Annotated in this window: 20 protein-coding genes; 17 read left to right on the forward strand and 3 right to left on the reverse strand. The window is 51.3% G+C overall.

Annotated features, from left to right (window positions below; all coding sequences use genetic code 11):
- Positions 1–22: 22 nt before the first annotated feature.
- The 12 genes from V3C10_11600 (at position 23) to V3C10_11655 (ending at position 11,256) form a co-directional block, all read left to right on the forward strand.
- Positions 23–1,723: a peptide ABC transporter substrate-binding protein gene (locus V3C10_11600; GenBank protein WVP64418.1), complete on the forward strand. Its 1,701-nt coding sequence runs from the start codon at positions 23–25 to the stop codon at positions 1,721–1,723.
- 32 nt (positions 1,724–1,755) lie between these two features.
- Complete coding sequence (locus V3C10_11605) at positions 1,756–2,244, forward strand: peptidylprolyl isomerase (GenBank protein ID WVP64419.1); 489 nt, start codon at positions 1,756–1,758, stop codon at positions 2,242–2,244.
- A 121-nt stretch (positions 2,245–2,365) separates the two neighbouring features.
- A complete protein-coding gene (locus tag V3C10_11610) occupies positions 2,366–2,491 on the forward strand; it encodes a hypothetical protein (protein WVP64420.1) in 126 nt (41 codons plus the stop codon).
- 853 nt (positions 2,492–3,344) lie between these two features.
- Positions 3,345–4,517, forward strand: coding sequence for a nicotinate-nucleotide--dimethylbenzimidazole phosphoribosyltransferase (gene cobT / locus V3C10_11615; GenBank protein ID WVP64611.1), 1,173 nt, complete (start codon positions 3,345–3,347; stop codon positions 4,515–4,517).
- Positions 4,518–4,616: 99 nt separating this feature from the next.
- Positions 4,617–5,192, forward strand: coding sequence for a bifunctional adenosylcobinamide kinase/adenosylcobinamide-phosphate guanylyltransferase (locus V3C10_11620; GenBank protein WVP64421.1), 576 nt, complete (start codon positions 4,617–4,619; stop codon positions 5,190–5,192).
- A gap of 29 nt (positions 5,193–5,221) precedes the next feature.
- Complete coding sequence (locus V3C10_11625) at positions 5,222–5,992, forward strand: adenosylcobinamide-GDP ribazoletransferase (protein WVP64422.1); 771 nt, start codon at positions 5,222–5,224, stop codon at positions 5,990–5,992.
- 22 nt (positions 5,993–6,014) lie between these two features.
- Positions 6,015–6,398, forward strand: coding sequence for a VOC family protein (locus V3C10_11630; protein ID WVP64423.1), 384 nt, complete (start codon positions 6,015–6,017; stop codon positions 6,396–6,398).
- A 30-nt stretch (positions 6,399–6,428) separates the two neighbouring features.
- Positions 6,429–6,878: a bifunctional adenosylcobinamide kinase/adenosylcobinamide-phosphate guanylyltransferase gene (locus V3C10_11635; protein ID WVP64424.1), complete on the forward strand. Its 450-nt coding sequence runs from the start codon at positions 6,429–6,431 to the stop codon at positions 6,876–6,878.
- Between the two features lie 53 nt (positions 6,879–6,931).
- On the forward strand, positions 6,932–7,906 hold the full coding sequence (cbiB, locus tag V3C10_11640) for an adenosylcobinamide-phosphate synthase CbiB (protein WVP64425.1): 975 nt from the start codon (positions 6,932–6,934) through the stop codon (positions 7,904–7,906).
- A gap of 58 nt (positions 7,907–7,964) precedes the next feature.
- A complete protein-coding gene (locus tag V3C10_11645) occupies positions 7,965–9,095 on the forward strand; it encodes a histidinol-phosphate transaminase (GenBank protein WVP64426.1) in 1,131 nt (376 codons plus the stop codon).
- A complete protein-coding gene (locus V3C10_11650; GenBank protein WVP64427.1) occupies positions 9,077–10,618 on the forward strand; it encodes a cobyric acid synthase in 1,542 nt (513 codons plus the stop codon). The genes V3C10_11645 and V3C10_11650 overlap by 19 nt, the downstream gene beginning before the upstream one ends.
- Complete coding sequence (locus tag V3C10_11655; protein WVP64428.1) at positions 10,615–11,256, forward strand: precorrin-8X methylmutase; 642 nt, start codon at positions 10,615–10,617, stop codon at positions 11,254–11,256. The genes V3C10_11650 and V3C10_11655 overlap by 4 nt, the downstream gene beginning before the upstream one ends.
- Before the next feature lie 169 nt (positions 11,257–11,425).
- Here the strand turns inward: V3C10_11655 and V3C10_11660 are convergent, their stop codons facing one another.
- Complete coding sequence (locus V3C10_11660; protein ID WVP64429.1) at positions 11,426–11,695, reverse strand: hypothetical protein; 270 nt, start codon at positions 11,693–11,695, stop codon at positions 11,426–11,428.
- A gap of 142 nt (positions 11,696–11,837) precedes the next feature.
- Here V3C10_11660 and V3C10_11665 point away from each other — a divergent pair, with 142 nt between their 5' ends.
- The 3 genes from V3C10_11665 to V3C10_11675 all read left to right on the forward strand — a co-directional run bounded on the left by V3C10_11665 (position 11,838) and on the right by V3C10_11675 (position 15,563).
- Positions 11,838–13,013, forward strand: a complete 1,176-nt coding sequence (locus tag V3C10_11665) for an alanine--tRNA ligase-related protein (protein WVP64430.1) — start codon at positions 11,838–11,840, stop codon at positions 13,011–13,013.
- 12 nt (positions 13,014–13,025) lie between these two features.
- Positions 13,026–14,147 carry an AI-2E family transporter gene (locus V3C10_11670; GenBank protein ID WVP64431.1) on the forward strand — a complete coding sequence of 374 codons (1,122 nt, stop codon included), beginning with the start codon at positions 13,026–13,028 and terminating at the stop codon, positions 14,145–14,147.
- Between the two features lie 90 nt (positions 14,148–14,237).
- Positions 14,238–15,563 carry a sensor domain-containing diguanylate cyclase gene (locus V3C10_11675; protein WVP64432.1) on the forward strand — a complete coding sequence of 442 codons (1,326 nt, stop codon included), beginning with the start codon at positions 14,238–14,240 and terminating at the stop codon, positions 15,561–15,563.
- Positions 15,564–15,769: 206 nt separating this feature from the next.
- Here the strand turns inward: V3C10_11675 and V3C10_11680 are convergent, their stop codons facing one another.
- Positions 15,770–16,006: a polya polymerase gene (locus tag V3C10_11680; GenBank protein ID WVP64433.1), complete on the reverse strand. Its 237-nt coding sequence runs from the start codon at positions 16,004–16,006 to the stop codon at positions 15,770–15,772.
- 210 nt (positions 16,007–16,216) lie between these two features.
- Positions 16,217–16,474, reverse strand: a complete 258-nt coding sequence (locus tag V3C10_11685; GenBank protein ID WVP64434.1) for a hypothetical protein — start codon at positions 16,472–16,474, stop codon at positions 16,217–16,219.
- A 302-nt stretch (positions 16,475–16,776) separates the two neighbouring features.
- Between V3C10_11685 and V3C10_11690 the strand changes: the two genes are divergently transcribed.
- Both V3C10_11690 and hemC read left to right on the forward strand, forming a co-directional pair.
- Complete coding sequence (locus V3C10_11690) at positions 16,777–17,298, forward strand: bifunctional precorrin-2 dehydrogenase/sirohydrochlorin ferrochelatase (protein WVP64435.1); 522 nt, start codon at positions 16,777–16,779, stop codon at positions 17,296–17,298.
- Positions 17,298–18,203 carry a hydroxymethylbilane synthase gene (gene hemC / locus V3C10_11695; protein ID WVP64436.1) on the forward strand — a complete coding sequence of 302 codons (906 nt, stop codon included), beginning with the start codon at positions 17,298–17,300 and terminating at the stop codon, positions 18,201–18,203. Before V3C10_11690 ends, hemC begins: the two co-directional genes overlap by 1 nt.
- Positions 18,204–18,253: the final 50 nt, after the last annotated feature.

Genomic DNA, 18,253 nt, shown 5'->3' on the forward strand with positions numbered 1-18,253 from the left:
TCCATGAAGGAGGAGCAATATTATGAAAAAGAAAGTAAGTCTGCTTTTAGCCCTCGGCCTTGTGGGCACAACGGTGCTTTCCGGCTGCGGCGGCGGTGGAAGCAAAGCCACGGAGCCACAGACCATTGCGGAAGCAACGACGGAGGCTGCAGGAAGTGAGGCTTCCACAGAAGGAGCCGGAGATACGCTTGCAGACAAACAGGAGATGACATTTGTCCTCAATAATGAACCGGATTCCATTGATCCGACCGTTACCAGCAACTCATTTGCCACACCGTTCCTGGCAAACTGTTTTGAAGGCCTTGTTACCTACGATGAGAGCGGCGAGGTAGTTCCGGGCAATGCAGAGTCATGGGAGTCCAACGACGACCTGACCGTATACACCTTCCATTTAAGAGACGGATTAAAGTGGAGCGATGGAAGTGATTTGACGGCAAACGACTATGTTTATTCCGCACTCCGCGTCCTGACACCATCCACAACGGCCCAGTACCTCAATATGATTTCCGACTATGTTGTAAACGGCGAAGAATATTATGAAGGTAAAGTGGGAGCCGAGGAAGTCGGTGTGAAAGCGCTGGATGACCATACCTTAGAGTACACGTTAAAGGCTCCGTGCCCATACTTTGTCGATCTGGTAAGCATGCAGGTATATTTACCTGTACAGAAAGCTGCAGTTGAAGCAAACGGAGATAAATGGACACAGTCTGCCGATTCTTATATCAGCAACGGACCGTTCAAGGTTACCCAGATTAACATGGGCGAGAGCTATGTCCTTGAGAAAAATGAAAATTACTGGAATGCAGAGAATGTAACGCTTGAAAAACTTACATACCGCTATATCCTCGACACTTCAACTGCCCTTACCGCATTTGAGAACGGTGAAGTAGACGGCGTCAGAATGGTTCCGTCCGGTGACATTGCCCGCCTGAAAGCAGAAAAATCCGGCCTCAACACAGCGCCAATCTATGGTACCGTATATTACAATTTCAACTGCGAAAAAGAGCCGTATAATAACCCGCTGGTAAGAAAGGCATTAAACCTTGCCATCGACCGTGATGCCCTCATCAACAACGTGGCACAGTTAGACGCCGTTCCGGCATTCAGCTTCTATGCCCCTGGCTATGTGGTTGACGGAAAAGATCTGACGGACGGCCGTTCTGATTTCGGCTTATCCTCTACGGCAAATCCGGAAGAGGCAAAGAAAGCGCTTGCAGAAGCAGGATACCCGGAAGGAGAAGGATTCCCAACCATACAGCTTTCTTTCTACTCCGATGACAATGTAAAGAAGATTGCAGAGGCAATTAAGGAGATGTGGGAGCAGAATCTCGGCATTAAGGTAGAAGTAAGTTCCGCCGACTGGGCTGTATTCTACAGCGACGTCCAGGCAGGCAACTACGAAGTGGCCGCCATGGGCTGGGGCGCCGATTACATTAACCCGATGAGCTTCTTACCGCTCTTATACACCAATGATATTACAAACAATGCGAATTACAGCAACGCAGAGTACGACGCTACGGTAGATCAGATTAAAGTTGAAAAAGATCCGGCCAAATTTGCCGAGCTGGTGAAGAAGGCAGATGAGATCGCTTCCTCAGAATATGCAGTTCTGCCTCTGTACTACAAGGCTGAGAACTTCCTGTTAAAGGATTATGTAAAGGGCGTTTATATGACCTCTTCTTCCAACCTCTATTTCAAGGATGCAAAGGTTATGGCTAAATAACTGCATAACTTTAGGAGAGCAGAGGGAAAACGATGAAATGTGTGATTACAACAGAAGGTTTCGGCGAGATGGTCTTTGAACTCTACCCGGAGCATGCGCCGCTCACGGTGAAAAACTTTGTCGATACGGCGGAAAGCGGGTTCTACGACGGCCTTGCCTGGTGCCGGATTGTGAAGGATTATGTGATTCAGTCGGGTTCTCCCGACAACGATATCATGACGGACAGTGACTGGCATATCAAAGGCGAATTTGAGGAAAACGGGATACACAATCCGATTCCCCATATAAGAGGCGCCATCTCCATGGCCCGCGACGACGGCTTTGACACGGCGGGCACCCAGTTTTTTGTGGTGCATAAAGATGCCCACAAGCTGGACGGCCGTTACGCCGCTTTCGGGCAGATGGTATCCGGCTTTGAGGTGCTCGACAGGATTGCCGGACTTCCTACTTCCGGGGCCGAGACGTGGAATAAGCCGGTGGAAATGCCGGTGATGAGTTCCGTGAAGATTGAAAGAGAATAAGAGACAGGGAAATGAGTGCGGTGGAGGTTCCGGTTTGGGGATCTCCACTGTTTTTCTATGGGGTAGTTGAGAGGCGAGGACGCCTCTGTAGGATGGCGGACGGGGGAGTGGGAGGTTGTGTATGAGTCTTCAGTCCCGGTTTGTAGGGTGTGGTGAGGGGGAATCCAGGAGAAAAGATTCCTACGGGGACTCGCTTCCGCTTGTGGAGCGCACAGCGGATGCTAAGACGTCAAAGAACGCCGTCTAAGCACCGGCGGGCTCCAATGTCCCCTTCGGAATCTTTTCTCCTTCCTTCCCCCCGGGCAGGTTGTCGACGGGACTGAAGACTCAGGCAGGGCTGTTGCCCCGTCCGTCATCTTCAGGGGCTGATTGTCTCTTTCGTCAAGTACGAAGAAGGTATTGTCGCGGCCACTATTTGGTAATGATTCTTTCATTCCGTCAAGGGGCAGAAGGATTGCCGCTGCCACCGTATTCATTCGAAAGTTAAATAACTGGCTCCTGTACAATACGAGATTATATATGTCAGGATAGCTTAATATTAGATTGTTCTAAAACTTAGGCTCCGATTTGGCGTCAGGTTCTGTCCGAGATTCCGGTAGAATGAAAACTATCACCACCGAGTCGTGGTCGCGATAAGAGCTTCCCCTGCATTTGACAAAAGAGACAATCAGGCTCTGAAAATGACGGACGGGGCGATCCCCTTCGCTGAGTCTTCAGTCCCGCCGACAATCTGCCCGGGGAAGGAGAAAACTTTCCGAAGGGGACATTGGAATCCGCCGGTGCTTGATGAGGTATTTTCGAATCTAGCACCCGCTGCGCATTCCACAAGCGGGAGCGGGTCCCCGTAGGAAATTTTTCTCCTGGATTCCCCCTCACCACCCCCTACCAACCGGGACTGAAGACTCATCCACCCAACCCACCACCCCGTCCGCCATCTTCCAGAGGCGTCCTCACATCTCAACTAATTCCCTGAAGCATGATTGCAGTATGGTAAAAAAGCAGATCTTTTGTTATAATAAATCTGTTTTACGGATAACGGCTTAACGATTGACGAAAGATGACGTCCGACAGGCGGCAGAGCGGAACAGAGAGTGAATAAAATGACAACGGTTAAGGAAACAGAGAAAGATTTAAAGATAGAACCGGCGAAACAGGTAGAAATAAGCTGGGAAATGTTCAGGGAGTGGCCGGAAGACAGGCTGGCGGCCCTGTTTGAGGAAAGATGCAGAGAGATTATCCCACCGGATCGGATTGCAGCCGAGAAGGCGGCGTTTCGGTGGAGCAAGGTGGCCAAGCCGTTAGGGAGTCTCGGGGTGCTGGAGGATGATATTACCCGGATAGCCGGAATGACCGGCTATCCGGCGGTGCGGATTGATAAAAAGGCCCTGGTGATTTTCTGCTCCGATAACGGAGTGGTGGAGGAGGGCGTCACCCAGGCGGGACAGGATGTGACGGCCGCCGTTACGGCCAATTTTACCCGGGGAGACAGCTGCGCCTGCCTGATGGCGGAAAAGGCTGGAGTGGACATATTTCCCGTGGATATCGGCGTGGCCTGCGAGATTGGCGAAACGGGAGAGGCCCATCCGCTGACTGACCGCAAGATCAGGAGGGGAACATCGAATTTTGTTAAGGAACCCGCTATGACGGGAAGGGAGGTTCTCCTGGCCGTTCTTGCGGGGATTGATATGGTAAGGGAATTAAAAGGCAAAGGTTATCAGATCATTGCAACGGGCGAGATGGGGATCGGCAACACGACGACGAGCAGCGCGGTGGCCGCTGTTCTTTTAGGGGTGGATCCTGCGGAGGTGACGGGAAGAGGAGCCGGGCTCAGCAGTGAAGGCCTGGAACGGAAGATCCTGGCCATCCGGAAAGGGATTGGGCTTCACAGGCCGGATCCGGAAAATGGGCTGGATGTCCTGGCTAAAGTAGGCGGTTTTGATTTGGCCGGGCTTGCGGGCGTATTTCTGGGCGGGGCCATTTACCATATCCCGGTCGTTATCGACGGATTCATATCGGCAGCAGCAGCAGCGGCGGCAGCGGCCATCCAAGAGACGGCGGCGGACTATATGCTGGCCGCCCATGTTTCGGCGGAACCGGCGGGCAGGAGGATGCTGGGATTTCTCGGCAAAAAACCTGCTATAGAGGCCGGAATGTGCCTTGGAGAGGGAACGGGGGCGGTGGCCTTATTCCCGCTTCTCGATATGACTTTGGCCGTCTACGAAAAAATGTGTACCTTTTCCGATATGGAAATTGAAGAATATAAGCCGCTGTGAGGACGGCTTCAGACGGTAGACAAACTATATTTTCCGTATATCGGGAGTTTGAGGGTGTAACCCTCAGTTTTTCTTTATGGATGGAAAGGCGGGAATAAGATGATGCATGTTGTGACGGGAGGCAGCGGGAGCGGTAAATCGGAATATGCGGAGCGCCTGATCTCGGAGAATGCATCAGGGCCTCTGATTTACGTGGCGACGATGATGGTATGGGATCGGGAGGGAGAGGAGAGAGTCAGACGGCACCGGAGTATGAGGGCTGACCGGGGATTTATTACGGTGGAACGGTATACAAAGCTTAAATCCCTCGACCTTTCTAAGGCCTGTGCGGAGCCGGTTTCCAGCGGCCGCCCCGATCCTTTTTCTGCGGAAAAGACGGTCTGCGGCAGGGATGCGTCCGTGCTGCTCGAATGCATGTCCAACCTGGTTTCCAATGAATTCTACCGGGATGAGGGAAATGCCCTGTCGGAAATTCTGGATGGAATTGAATCGCTGCGCTCCGGCTGCCGGGAGCTTGTAATTGTAACGAATGAGGTATTCAGCGATGGGACGGAGTACTCCGATGAGACGATGCGGTATATTGCGCTTCTGGGCGAAGTAAACCGTCTGCTGGGAGGAATGGCCGATACGGTGACGGAAGTCGTATATGGGATTCCCGTCAGGATAAAAGGTTAGAAATACCGGGAGAAGGAGAACATGAGAGTATGAATTTGCTTGGAAGCTTTGTGATTGCGCTGTCTATGTATTCCAGGATACCGATGCCCCAGGTGGAGTGGACCAAGGAACGCATGAGATATGCCATGTGCTTTTTTCCGATAATCGGGCTTATTTCGGGCGGCGTTCTGATTCTGTTTACCTGGGCGGCGTCTGCCGCAGGGGCGGGAACCGTCTTTAAGACGCTTGGGGGAGTGGCGGTGCCGCTTCTCATCACGGGAGGGATCCATATGGACGGTTTTCTGGATGTGACGGATGCCAGGCGATCCTATGGATCCAGGGAGAAAAAACTGGAAATATTAAAGGATCCCCACACGGGGGCCTTTGCCATCATCGGCCTCGGTGTATATCTGCTCCTCTACGGTGCTGCGTTTTCGGAACTGGAATTTGAGGATATCTGTCTTTTGACGTTTATTTTTATCGGAGAACGGGCTCTCAGCGGCCTGTCCGTGGTCAGTTTTCCAAAGGCAAAGAAAGATGGACTGGCGGCAGAGTTTTCCGGCGCTGCAGTAAAAAGAACGGTACAGGGGGTGATGGCGCTTTATCTGTGTGTTACTTCCGCCGGGCTGCTATCCGTCGGAGGCGCCGTCACGGGATTGGCCTGCATTGCGGCGGCCTGCGCCGTGTTTTACTATTACTACAGAATGTGCATGAAGGAGTTCGGTGGCATGACGGGAGATCTGGCCGGGTATTTTTTACAGAGCGCGGAGCTTACGCTTGTCATGGTTCTGGCCGTATGCCGGATGACAGGGCTTCATTGAAGGAAGTATGAGGGAGGATTCTATGTTTTGTTTCGATAAAATACACCATGTTGCAATTATTGTTTCGGATTACAAAAAATCCAGGGAGTTCTATGTGGATAAGCTGGGTTTTGAGGTTATCAGGGAAAATTACAGGGAGCAGAGAGGCGACTATAAACTGGATCTGAGACTGGGCGATTGTGAACTGGAGATCTTCGGCATCCCGGGCAGTCCGGAACGGCTTAATTATCCGGAGGCCTGCGGCCTGCGCCATCTGGCCTTCAAGGTGGATTCCATGGAGGAGGCCGTAAGGGCGTTACATGAGCTGGGTATTGAAACCGAACCGGTCCGCATCGATGAGTTTACAGACAGGAAAATGACATTTTTTAAGGATCCCGATGGTCTTCCCCTGGAACTGCACGAATAAAAACAGTCTGGGAAGGGATGGAAAAGAAGGATGATTTTTATTATCGGAGGGCAGTCCCAGGGGAAAACGGAATTTGCCTTGGAATTCTGCGGAAGAAGAAAAAAGATGGAAACGGGTAGCGTCTCAGAACCCGGCAAAGCGTCGGCAGACAGCGGTTTTTCCATATTGGATGAAACCGTGGCGGACGGCCGCACATCGGAATATGAAGAGGCAATGACGGCTCCATTTATCATTCATCTGGAATGCTATATCCGGCGGCTGATGGAAGAAGGAAAGGATCCGGCCGGATTTGCGCAACGTCTAATGTCCGAAAACGGCAGGGCAGTCGTAACGGCCAATGAAATCGGGTATGGAGTCGTTCCGGCCGATGCGTTTTTGCGGGAATACCGCGAGATAGACGGCCGCATCTGCCAGAAAATAGCCGCGTTTTCCGACGAGGTCTACCGGGTTGTATGCGGCCTCGGAACAAGGATTAAATAATGGGATAGAACGGTTCGGTCTGTATTCTGAACCGTGATGATTGGAGAAATAGGATGAAGACACATATCGCATCGATTTTTGCGGGATTTATTCTGGATGCTGTGTTCGGCGACCCACATTTTTTACCGCACCCGGTCCGGGCAATCGGGTGGCTGATTATCCGGCTGGAACATGGAATACGGACCCGGTTTCCCGGGACGGAAAAAGGAGAGCTGGACGGAGGCGCCGTTTTAGCGGTTCTGGTCCCGGCGGTTACGGCTCTGGCGGCGGTGCTTCTGCTGGCGGCGGCAAAGGCGGCGGGGGGCATGGTTCTCTTCCTTGCGGAATCGGTTCTGGTTTATTTTCTTCTGGCCGCCCGTTCCCTGAGGGACGAGAGCATGAAGGTCTACCACTCTCTGAAAAAGGGAGACGTGGAGGAGGCGCGGCACAACGTTTCGATGATTGTAGGCCGTGACACCAGTGTGCTGGATGCTGCGGGAATTACCAGGGCGGCGGTGGAGACGGTTGCCGAGAACGCTTCAGACGGGGTAATCGCCCCTCTTTTTTTTCTGGCCCTGGGCGGGCCTGTCCTGGGATGGGCCTATAAGGCGGTAAACACGATGGATTCCATGGTTGGATATAAAAATGAAAAGTATCTCTTCTTTGGAAGGGCAGCGGCAAAGTTCGATGATCTGGTGAATTTCATCCCGGCCCGTCTCTCGGCCGTTCTTATGATGGGGGCGGCTTTGATATGGAGAATGGACTTTCAGAATGCCGTCCGGATTTTCAGACGGGACCGGTTTAACCATAAAAGTCCGAATTCGGCACAGACGGAATCGGTCTGCGCCGGAGCGCTGGGCATCCGTCTGGCAGGCGATGCCTGGTATTTCGGGGAGCTCTGTAAAAAGCCGTTTATCGGAGACGATATCAGGCCGGTGGAACAGGAAGACATAAAAAGGGCCAACCGGCTGATGTATACGGCCTCGGGGCTGGCGCTTTTTCTGGCTCTTGCCTGGCAGGGAGCCATGTTGCTGCTCGCTTCCCATTAAAAAGACAAGCAAAAAGAGACGTAAAAAGACACGTAAAAGGAAATGAGGTAATGAAGGCATGGAATATCTGCATGGAGGTGACATTTATTCGGACGGGAAAATCAGGCTGGATTTCTCGGTGAATACAAGCCCGCTCGGTATGCCGGAGTCCATCCGGCAGGCGGTCATAAATTCTTCCGGCAGCTGGGAACGGTATCCGGACAGCCGCAGCCGCAGCCTGAAAAGCGCTCTGGCAGGCTATTACGGCGGCCGTATCCCGAAAGACGCCTTTATCTGCGGAAACGGATCGGCCGATTTAATGTATACCCTTATTTTTGCCCTGCGTCCGGAGCGGGCGCTCGTTCCGGTTCCGGCGTTTGCGGAATATCAGATGGCCCTGGGGGCGGGAGGCTGCCTTGTGGAACCCATTCTTCTGGAGGAAAGAACCGGCTTTTCCCTGGAGAAGAATCAGGAGAAGCTGATGGAATATATCCGTAAGAGCAGCGGCATCGACATGATAATGCTTGGCAACCCGGTCAATCCCTGCGGTTCGGCCGCAGGACGTGAGTGGATTGAGGCGATGGCCGGGCTGTGCAGGGAAAAAGAGATTTTTCTGGTCATTGACGAGTGCTTCAACTGGTTCTTAAAGGAACGGCAGTATTTTTCCGCGATTCCCCTGATAACGGAGGAGCCGGAACGGTACCGCCATGTGATGGTAATCAATGCGTTTACGAAAATCTATGCCATGGCGGGGCTGCGGTTTGGATATGCGGTCTGTACCGACAGGGAAGTCATAAGACGGATGGAACGGTGCCGTCAGCCCTGGAGCGTATCGGCCCCGGCGGAGGCGGCTGCGATGGCGGCTCTCGATGTGAGAGGGGAAGCGGAGAGGACGGCAAAACTGGTGGAAACGGAACGCGGTTTTCTTAATGAAGAACTTGCCGGACTCGGATTTACCGTTTATCCGTCCATGGTCAATTATCTTCTTTTCAGGGCCGATACGGACTTTGACTACAGAGCTTTCTGCAGGGAAAGAGGTATCCTGATCCGTTCCTGCGGCAATTTTGAGGGACTGGACGGCCGGTATTACAGGGTGACGGTAAAACAGCGCGAAGAGAACAGGGAACTGCTGAAGTGCCTGAAAGAGGCATCGGCTCATGAACGAAAACAGAGTCAGAGGAACGGGGAATTATGGCAAAAGCAATTATGATACAGGGAACCATGTCAAATGCGGGGAAAAGCCTTCTGGCGGCCGGATTGTGCCGGATATTCAAACAGGACGGTTATAGGGTGGCCCCTTTTAAATCGCAGAATATGGCGCTCAATTCTTTCATTACGCGCGAGGGACTGGAAATGGGGCGCGCACAGGTGGTGCAGGCCCAGGCAGCGGGGATCGAACCGTCGGCTGATATGAATCCGATTCTTTTAAAGCCGTGTAACGACACCGGATCCCAGGTGATTGTAAATGGGGTGCCTGTGGCCACGATGGCGGCAAGGGATTATTTCCGCTACAAGAAAAGCCTGGTACCGGCTATTATGGAGGCGTATGGGAGACTGGATCGGGAATATGACATCATTGTGATTGAGGGAGCCGGAAGTCCGGCTGAAATCAACCTGAAAAACGACGATATTGTCAATATGGGGATGGCAAAGATGGCAAAGGCGCCGGTTCTGCTGGCCGGCGATATTGACCGCGGAGGCGTGTTTGCCCAGCTTTATGGTACCGTGATGCTCCTGGAACCGGATGAGAAAGCCATGATCCGTGGCCTGATTATCAATAAGTTCCGCGGGGACAAGACGATTCTTTTACCGGGCGTGGATATGATAGAGGAACTCTGCGGCATCTCGGTGGTCGGCGTCGCCCCATATATGGATGTGGAGATAGAGGATGAGGACAGCTTAAGCAGCAGGCTGACAAGCCGGGATACGGGAACCGCCCTGGTGGATATTGCTGTGATCCGATTCCCGCGCCTTTCAAACTTTACCGATTTTAATATCTTTTCGGCCATAAAGGAGGCGTCGGTGCGGTATGTCGGCAGGCTCAGTGAGCTTGGCAGGCCGGATATGATCATTCTGCCCGGAACGAAAAATACGATGGGAGATCTGTTGTGGATGCGCCAGAACGGCCTGGAGGCGGCTGTACTTAAGGCGGCTGCCCAGGGAACGCCGGTATTTGGAATCTGCGGAGGTTATCAGATGATGGGGGAAACCCTGATCGACGAGGCCGGTACGGAGAACGGCATTCCGGGACAGCAGACGACAGGAATGGGGCTTTTAAAGGCATCCACCGTCTTTCACGAGGAGAAGGCCAGAACAAGGGTGACGGGCCGGTTTGAGGCCGTGGAGGGGATTTTTAAACCGCTTTCCGGGAAACGCCTGGAGGGATATGAAATCCATATGGGACGAACCGACTTAAAAGACACCGGGACCGCGTTTTTGCGTCTCCAGGAGTACCAGAGCGGACCGGGGGCCAGAAAGCAGGACGGATTGGCCTGTGGAAACATTTACGGCACGTATGTGCACGGCATTTTCGACGCGCCGGGCATTGCAGAGGCAGTGGTGTCTGCGCTCATGGAGGCAAAGGGACTGACGGCGCTTAAGACGGAGGACGGGGGTTTCGACTATGGCGCATACCGGGAACAGCAGTATGATAAGCTGGCGGAGGGACTGCGCAGAAACCTTGATATGGAAAAGATATACAGAATACTGGAGGAAGGGCTGGAAGAATCATGATAACAGAACTGGAACGTGTGCTGCCGGCGGAGATTGAGAAGAGGAGCCTGGAAATCATAACGGAGGAACTGGGAGGGAGAACCTTCCCGGAAGGCCGGTCGCAGGTGATAAAAAGGGTAATTCATACGACGGCGGATTTTGAATATGCGGACAGCCTTGTCTTTTCGGAGGGGGCGGTGGAGAAAGCCCTTGAGGCCCTCAGGGAGGGCTGCACGATTGTGACGGACACCAATATGGGAAAGGCCGGAGTAAATAAAAAATCCCTGGAAAAGACGGGAGGGGAGGTCCTGTGCTTTATGGCCGACGAGGACGTGGCCCTGAAGGCAAAAGAAGAGGGCACGACCAGGGCCGCCGCAAGTATGGATAAGGCGGCGGGGCTTGGCCGGGACTGCATCTTTGCCGTCGGGAACGCGCCGACTGCCCTTGTCAGGCTGTATGAACTGATTCAGGAGGGAAAAATCCACCCGAAGCTGATTATCGGCGTGCCGGTCGGCTTCGTCAATGTGGTGCAGTCCAAGGAAATGATCCTGACCTTAAAAGACACTCCTTATATTGTCGCCAGGGGAAGAAAAGGGGGCAGCAACGTGGCGGCCGCCATCTGCAACGCCCTGATTTACCAGGTGAAGAGGGAAATGTAATGATAAGATTTTCTATGATATAAAAAGAAGCTGCCGGGAGGCTCCCCAGAACGGGAGCCGGAAATCCCGGCAGTTTTGCATTGACTTCAGGGCAGAACTGCCCCGATTCCTTGTGACCGGCATAGAATGCATGCTGAAGACGGTATAAGGACCGTAGCCGGTGCCTTAATTAGCAGCAGAATCCGCCGCCATTACCGCCACCGCAACAGCAGCAGAGCAGGATAATCCAGATCAGGCAGTCACATCCGCCTCCACCGAATCCACCGCCGCATCCGCATCCGCCGCCGCAGTTATGTTCGAAGCATCCACCGCCGCCGCCACCGCAGCAGCACAGTAAGATGAGAATCAGGAAGATCATGTTTCCTCCACCGCATCCACATCCGCCGCCACAGCTATTCTCACATCCACATCCGCAGTTTGTTGCTGCTAAATCACTCATATTTAGTTCCTCCGAGATTTTCTTTACACTCCATCATATGCCCGGCGGCTTGCCACAGTTTCCTGATTTTTAAAATTAATTTTAACAGGAACATGATTGAACATGGTGGAAACTTGTGTATAATAGGAGTATCGCGGAACTTTTGAAGGAAAGGACTATAAAAATGGAAAAGTTATATTACCAGCTTCCCTATGTAAAACAGTTTGAAGCGAAAGTGCTCTCATGTGAAAAAGGGAAAAAGGGATTTGAAGTGATACTCGACCGGACAGGTTTTTATCCGGAAGGGGGCGGACAGCCATCCGATACCGGAATGCTGGGAGAGGCCAGGGTACTGGAAGTCCATGAAAAGGGAGAAGAGATTATCCACTATACGGACCGGGAATTGCAGGCGGGACAGACTGTTGCCGGTACAATCGACTGGGAAGGCCGTTTTTCCAATATGCAGCAGCACTCGGGCGAACATATCGTGTCGGGGTTAATCCATGGCCGGTACGGCTATGACAACGTCGGTTTCCATATGGGGCATGAGGAGATGACGATTGATTTAAACGGTTCACTGACCTGGGCCCAGCTTATGGAAATTGAAAAAGAGGCCAATGAAGCCGTATATTCCAATCAGTATATAGAAGTTACATATCCGACGGAGGAAGAACTTGCAGAACTGGATTACAGAAGTAAGAAGGAATTGACCGGGCAGGTCAGAATCGTGGAAATTCCCGGTTCCGACCGCTGTGCCTGCTGCGGAACCCATGTGGAACGCACCGGGGAGATTGGCGCGATCAAGTTTCTTTCGATGATTCATTATAAAGGTGGAGTGCGCATTTCCATGATTTGCGGAGCGAAGGCCATGGAGGATTATGACAGAAAAACGGATCAGGCCATTGCCATTTCCAATCTGCTTTCCGCCAAACCGGACAGGCTTGCGGAGGCGGTAGAGCGGCTTAAGAACGAAGCAGCGGAGAAGGACGCGCGTATCGGCGCGCTGACCAGGGAACTGTTTGCTTTAAAAGCAGAGAGATATGAAGAGGGACAGAAGCTTTTACTTGTATTTGAAGAGGGTCTTTTGCCGGTACAAGTGCGGCAGTTCTGTAATCTCTTGCTGGAGGAAGGAAAGGCAGGTACAGCGGCCGTCTTTTCACCGGACGGCCGGGGCGGTTACAATTACTGTGCGGGCAGCCGAGTTATCGATATGAAGGAAGCAGGAAAGACACTGAATGCGAAGTTAAATGGACGGGGAGGCGGCAGTTCCCAGATGATCCAGGGTTCTTTTGCGGCCCCGGAGGAAGCGATAAAAGAAGTATTTGAAGCGTTTTTATAGAGAGGAAATTATATGGATATAAACCGAGAAACAATGAAAAAGATTATGCTGCTTATCCTGTACACGATCGTGATACTGGCTCTGGCTCTTCAGTTTGAAAGGGTCCTGGTGTTCGTGGGATGGGCCATACGCCTTGTATTCCCGTTCCTCTGCGGTTCGGCCATCGCGTTCATCCTGAACGTGCCGATGCGTTTTATCGAGACAAGGCTCCCGGAGAAGAGTGTGAGGAAACACAGGAGAGTGCTGAGCCTTACGCTGGCACTGCTCTTTGTGGCGCTGATTCTGGGAATCGTATTTTTCCTGGTGGTGCCCCAGATAACGGAAACGCTCGTCAGCCTGAAGGATTTGATTCCGGAATTTTTCGGCAACATGCAGGCTCTGCTGGAAAAGAAATTCGGCGAATATCCCGATGTTGTGGAGTATATTAATAACATCAATCTTCAGATAGACTGGAAAGACACATTTGAAAAAATAGCCGGTTTTGTCACGACGGGAGCCGGTACTGTTCTGTCTTCCACGCTTACGGCGGCCGTATCCATTGCAAGCGGTATCGCCACATTCGGTATTGCCTTTATATTTGCCATCTATATTCTTCTACAGAAGGAGAACCTGGCCAGACAGTTTAAAAAACTCTTTTACGCCTATTTTCCCGAGAAAGCGGTAAATGAGTTCATCCGTATCTGCCGGATGGCGGAACAGACCTTCTCAAAGTTCCTTGCCGGCCAGTGCACCGAAGCCGTGATTCTCGGAACCATGTTCTTTATCGCGCTCAGTCTGTTCAGGCTGCCATACGCCCTTTTGATCGGCGTGCTGATTGCCTTTACCGCGCTGATTCCAATCTTCGGGGCATTTATCGGATGCGCAGTCGGCATCTTTCTGACACTGGTCGTAAATCCGGTGCAGGCCGTCTGGTTTACCATTATATTCTTTGTGCTCCAGCAGGTGGAGGGAAATTTAATTTATCCCCATGTGGTGGGAAATTCAGTCGGCCTCCCGTCAATCTGGGTGCTGGCTGCCGTATCCATCGGCGGAAGCATGATGGGCGTTGTCGGAATGCTGATTTTCATTCCTCTCTGTTCCGTTGTCTATGCCCTGGTGCGTGAGGATGTGAACAGGAGACTTAAAAGGAGATAGCGGCACGAAAAAAACGGGTATCTCAAAACTATTTTATAATAGGACAAATACGAATGATTAAGAGGGGAAGAAAACGGGCGGATGTTTAAAATGAAAAAGAATATGCCGTTTGCAGGCGCTGTCATTACGTTCATGGCTGTTTTTGCTGTATCTGTTCTATTTGTCTGTTCCCATGCAAAAGAAAGACGTGATATTGCAGTTGAAAAAGCACAATATCTCTCGGCGGTGAACGTCAGTGAACTGGAACGCTCTCTGTCTTCTTATATGCAGGTTACCGACACGCTGCGCATCCTGCTGGTGGACAGTAACGGGAAGATTAATGATTTTAACAAAGTGGCAAAGGAATTATATAACGGCGATAAAGCATTTCGAAGCATTCAGCTGGCTCCGGGCGGAGACGTGAAATATGTTTATCCGCTGGAGGGAAACGAGGAGGCGTTTGGCGACATTTTTGAAGATCCTGACAGGAGGACCGAAGCGGAATATGCCAGGGATACCGGTGAGACGACTTTGGCCGGACCGTTTGAACTATATCAGTCGGGTCTTGGCATTGTAATCAGGCAGCCGATTTATCTGGAGCAGGACGGAGCGAAAGAGTTCTGGGGATTTTCCATCGTTGTGTTAAATATACCGGAGATATTTGAATCGGTTTCTTTGAATTCGCTGGATCCGCTTGGATATGTCTATCAGCTTTGGAGAATCAATCCCGATACGAATGAAAAACAGATTATTGCAGGCGCCGGGGATGGGGAACTAACGGAACCGGTTGAAACGAGTTTTGAAGTGCCGGGAAGCACCTGGACGCTCAGTCTCTCGCGGAAAGACGGATGGAACAGTTTTGATGAACAAATCGTCATAATTGCCGGAATGATATGCATCTGTATACTGCTTCCCACACTCTGTTATGCACTTTTGAAGAATTACGAACAGAGAATGGCAATGGTGGAACTGTCGAACCGCGATTACCTGACCGAGCTTCACAATAGCAGAAAGCTATCGGATGTGCTGCAGGAATTCTGTGACGAAAATAAACCATTCTATCTTGTATATCTCGATGTGGATCGTTTTAAGGAAGTAAATGATACCTATGGCCATGCCGCCGGGGACAGCCTTTTAAAAACCATTGCAAAGCGGATTTCGGACTGTAAGAGCGAGAAGGATTATGCATTCCGTATCGGCGGTGATGAGTTTGTCATGCTGATCCAGGACAGCAGCATCGGGCAGACAATCGAAAAACTGAAAAAAACATTATCCGAAGAGGTGTTTCTCAACGGAGGGAACTCCTACTTCCCGCAGCTCAGCATCGGGTATGCCAATTATCCTGAGGATGCCCGTACAATGGAGGAGCTTCTGAGCCTTGCGGACGACAGGATGTATCATATGAAATTCAGCCAGGAGGGCCGGCCGGAGTCTTAAAAAGTATAACAAGAAAGAGTCCGGCTCGTGGGACTCTCGCGCCGAGCGCGGCCGCATAGGGGCATATTACATCTTCGCGCGAGTGCGCATCCTGCCCGGAGGGCTTTTTATATCATAGGAAGGTGCTCCTATGATATAAAAAAGAGGGTGTCGTAAAATCACTGAAACAAAGTGATTTTGCGACACCCTCTTTTACTCGATCAGAATTATTCGCCCTGATACATGAATTTGATAAGACGATCGATGTCGTCCTTATCATAAGCAACCAGTTCCAGCTCCTTAATATATCCGTTTGAAAAGATAGTGGCCATGGAAAGGTACTGGGCCAGTTTGGATTTTAAGTTGATGCGATCGCCTTCCGGTGATACCAGCTCCACGGTTCCCTTGCACTGATCAATTACGGTAAAAAATTTTTCTACGTCTGAAATGTTCTGAATCTTCATGATAAACCCTCCTTTTGAATGAAGACGTTGAAATGTCCGGAAATACTGAATCCGGGATTCTTTCATCGTTTGAAATTGGGTTAATGTTTTAACAAGCATATTATAGCAAATTCGCCTGTTTTAAACAAGGAGGATATTTCCCAAAATTTTACAGGAAAAAGAGAAGCCCTCTGTGAAAATAGCAGGCGGCTTCCCTTGTCCTTTTGTGAATTATATGTCAAAATCGACATGGAACGTGCCCGATTCTGCCGTGATATGAACATAGGAGAGATTGAAGTTATCATCCATTACATCAACTTTATATTCGAAAACGCTGCCGTCCTCCTTCTTCGACAGAAAGAGATAGGAACCATTTTCCTTTTCTTCAATATCATCACAGATTTCATTGTAAATGCCTTCCCCGTCCACCGGTCCTGCGTAGCCGGAAGCCTTAATTCTATCCTCTATTGCCCTGAAAAATTCTTCCATTGTAAACCTCCTGAATCGATATTATTAAAATGCGTATTCATGAATACGGACTGCTTTTTATGATACCGATTCAAGTATACAGTGAAATAGGGCGGGATGCAAGAGGCATCCCAGCATACCAATATAAATCCCGTTTGAATATCAGGCTCTTTTTGTGTATAATAGGAAAAGCTGAAAATACAGTACAATCCCGCAGCACGAGATGGCTTGACGGGGAGTACAGGATGCCGCCGTTCACAGCAGGGATGTTTTGTCTGGGAACGGGCAGGGAAAAAGAAGGTTCAGAGGAAAGGATGGGAAGAATGTCGTATTTTCCTTTGTTTTTTGATATGGAGGGCCGCAGAGTGCTGGTGATTGGTGCCGGTAAGGTGGCGGTGAGGCGCATCAGGGTTCTGCTGGAGGCAGGGGCGTCCGTGACAGTGGTTGCCAGGGAGCTTTCCGAAGAAGCGGAAGCGCTTATTACAATGTTTCACGGAGCGCATGACATTACACTCTATAAGATGGATTACAGAGAGTTCAGGAAATGCGGGAAGCAGAGGCGGAAAGAGCCGGGACAGGATGACGGCGCCTATTTCCTTGTTCTCGCGGCCACGGGCGATGAGGAGGCGGACCGACTGGCGGCGGAGGACGGCAGGAAAGCCGGCGCCTTTGTGAACGTGGCGGGGAAAAAAGAAGAGTCGGATTTCTATTTTCCCGGCATTGCAAGACAGGGAGACGTGGTTGCGGGCATCACTGCGGGAGGCAGGGATCACCGTATGGCGAAGTATATGACACAGGCCGTGCAGGAGTGTCTGAAAGAAGAATTGACAGGGAGAGGGAATTGATGAAGAACAGGATAATCCGCATTGGCAGCAGGGAGAGCATTCTGGCTGTGATTCAGTCGGAACTGGTGATAAAAGAGATAAAAAGGGTCTGTCCGGACGTGGAGACGGAGCTTGTAACGATGAAGACAACGGGAGATATGATCCTGGACCGTTCCCTGGAACAGATCGGCGGTAAAGGCCTGTTTGTAAAGGAGCTGGATCGGGCGCTGCTGGAGGGAAGGTGTGATCTGACGGTCCACAGCCTGAAGGATATGCCGATGGAGGTGCCGGAGGAGCTGCCAATCCTGGCCTACTCGGAGCGGGAAGATAAAAGAGATGTCCTGGTACTCCGGAAGGGGCTTGAAGCGCTCCCGGCGAGCCCTGTAATTGGAACCTTCAGCAGGAGAAGGCGGATGCAGGCGGAGAAACTCTATCCAGAGGCGGTATTTAAGGGGATCCGCGGAAACCTGGTTACAAGGCTCAGAAAGCTGGACGACGGGGAGTATGATGCCCTGATTCTGGCAGCGGCGGGGCTTCTCCGCATGGGATATGGGGAACGCATCAGCCGGTACTTTTCTGTGGATGAGATTCTCCCTTCGGCAGGCCAGGGAATTATGGCGGTCCAGGGCAGAAAAGACGATGAGACAGTTTTATTTACAGGCCTGGTGAATTCATCAGAGTCGCAGGCAATGGCCATGGCTGAACGGGCTTTCGTAAGAATCCTGGACGGCGGCTGCAGCTCCCCGTCTGCGGCCTGCGCCGAAGTGAAGGACGGCAGGATTCTTCTCAAAGGACTCTATTATGATGAAATAACGGACCGCTATATAACGGGAACCGCGAAGGACACTCTGGGAAAGGAAGAAGAGCTGGGCGTAAAACTGGCTTTGTCCCTCAAAAATGCCTTTGCAGAGGGGAAATATGAATAAAAAGCCGTAAAATAAACCGTAAACTAGAAGGGGACAGGGACAAAGACGAA

It is taken from the genome of [Clostridium] symbiosum (assembly GCA_036419695.1).
In the GTDB taxonomy this organism is placed as follows: Bacteria; Bacillota; Clostridia; order Lachnospirales; family Lachnospiraceae; genus Otoolea; species Otoolea symbiosa_A.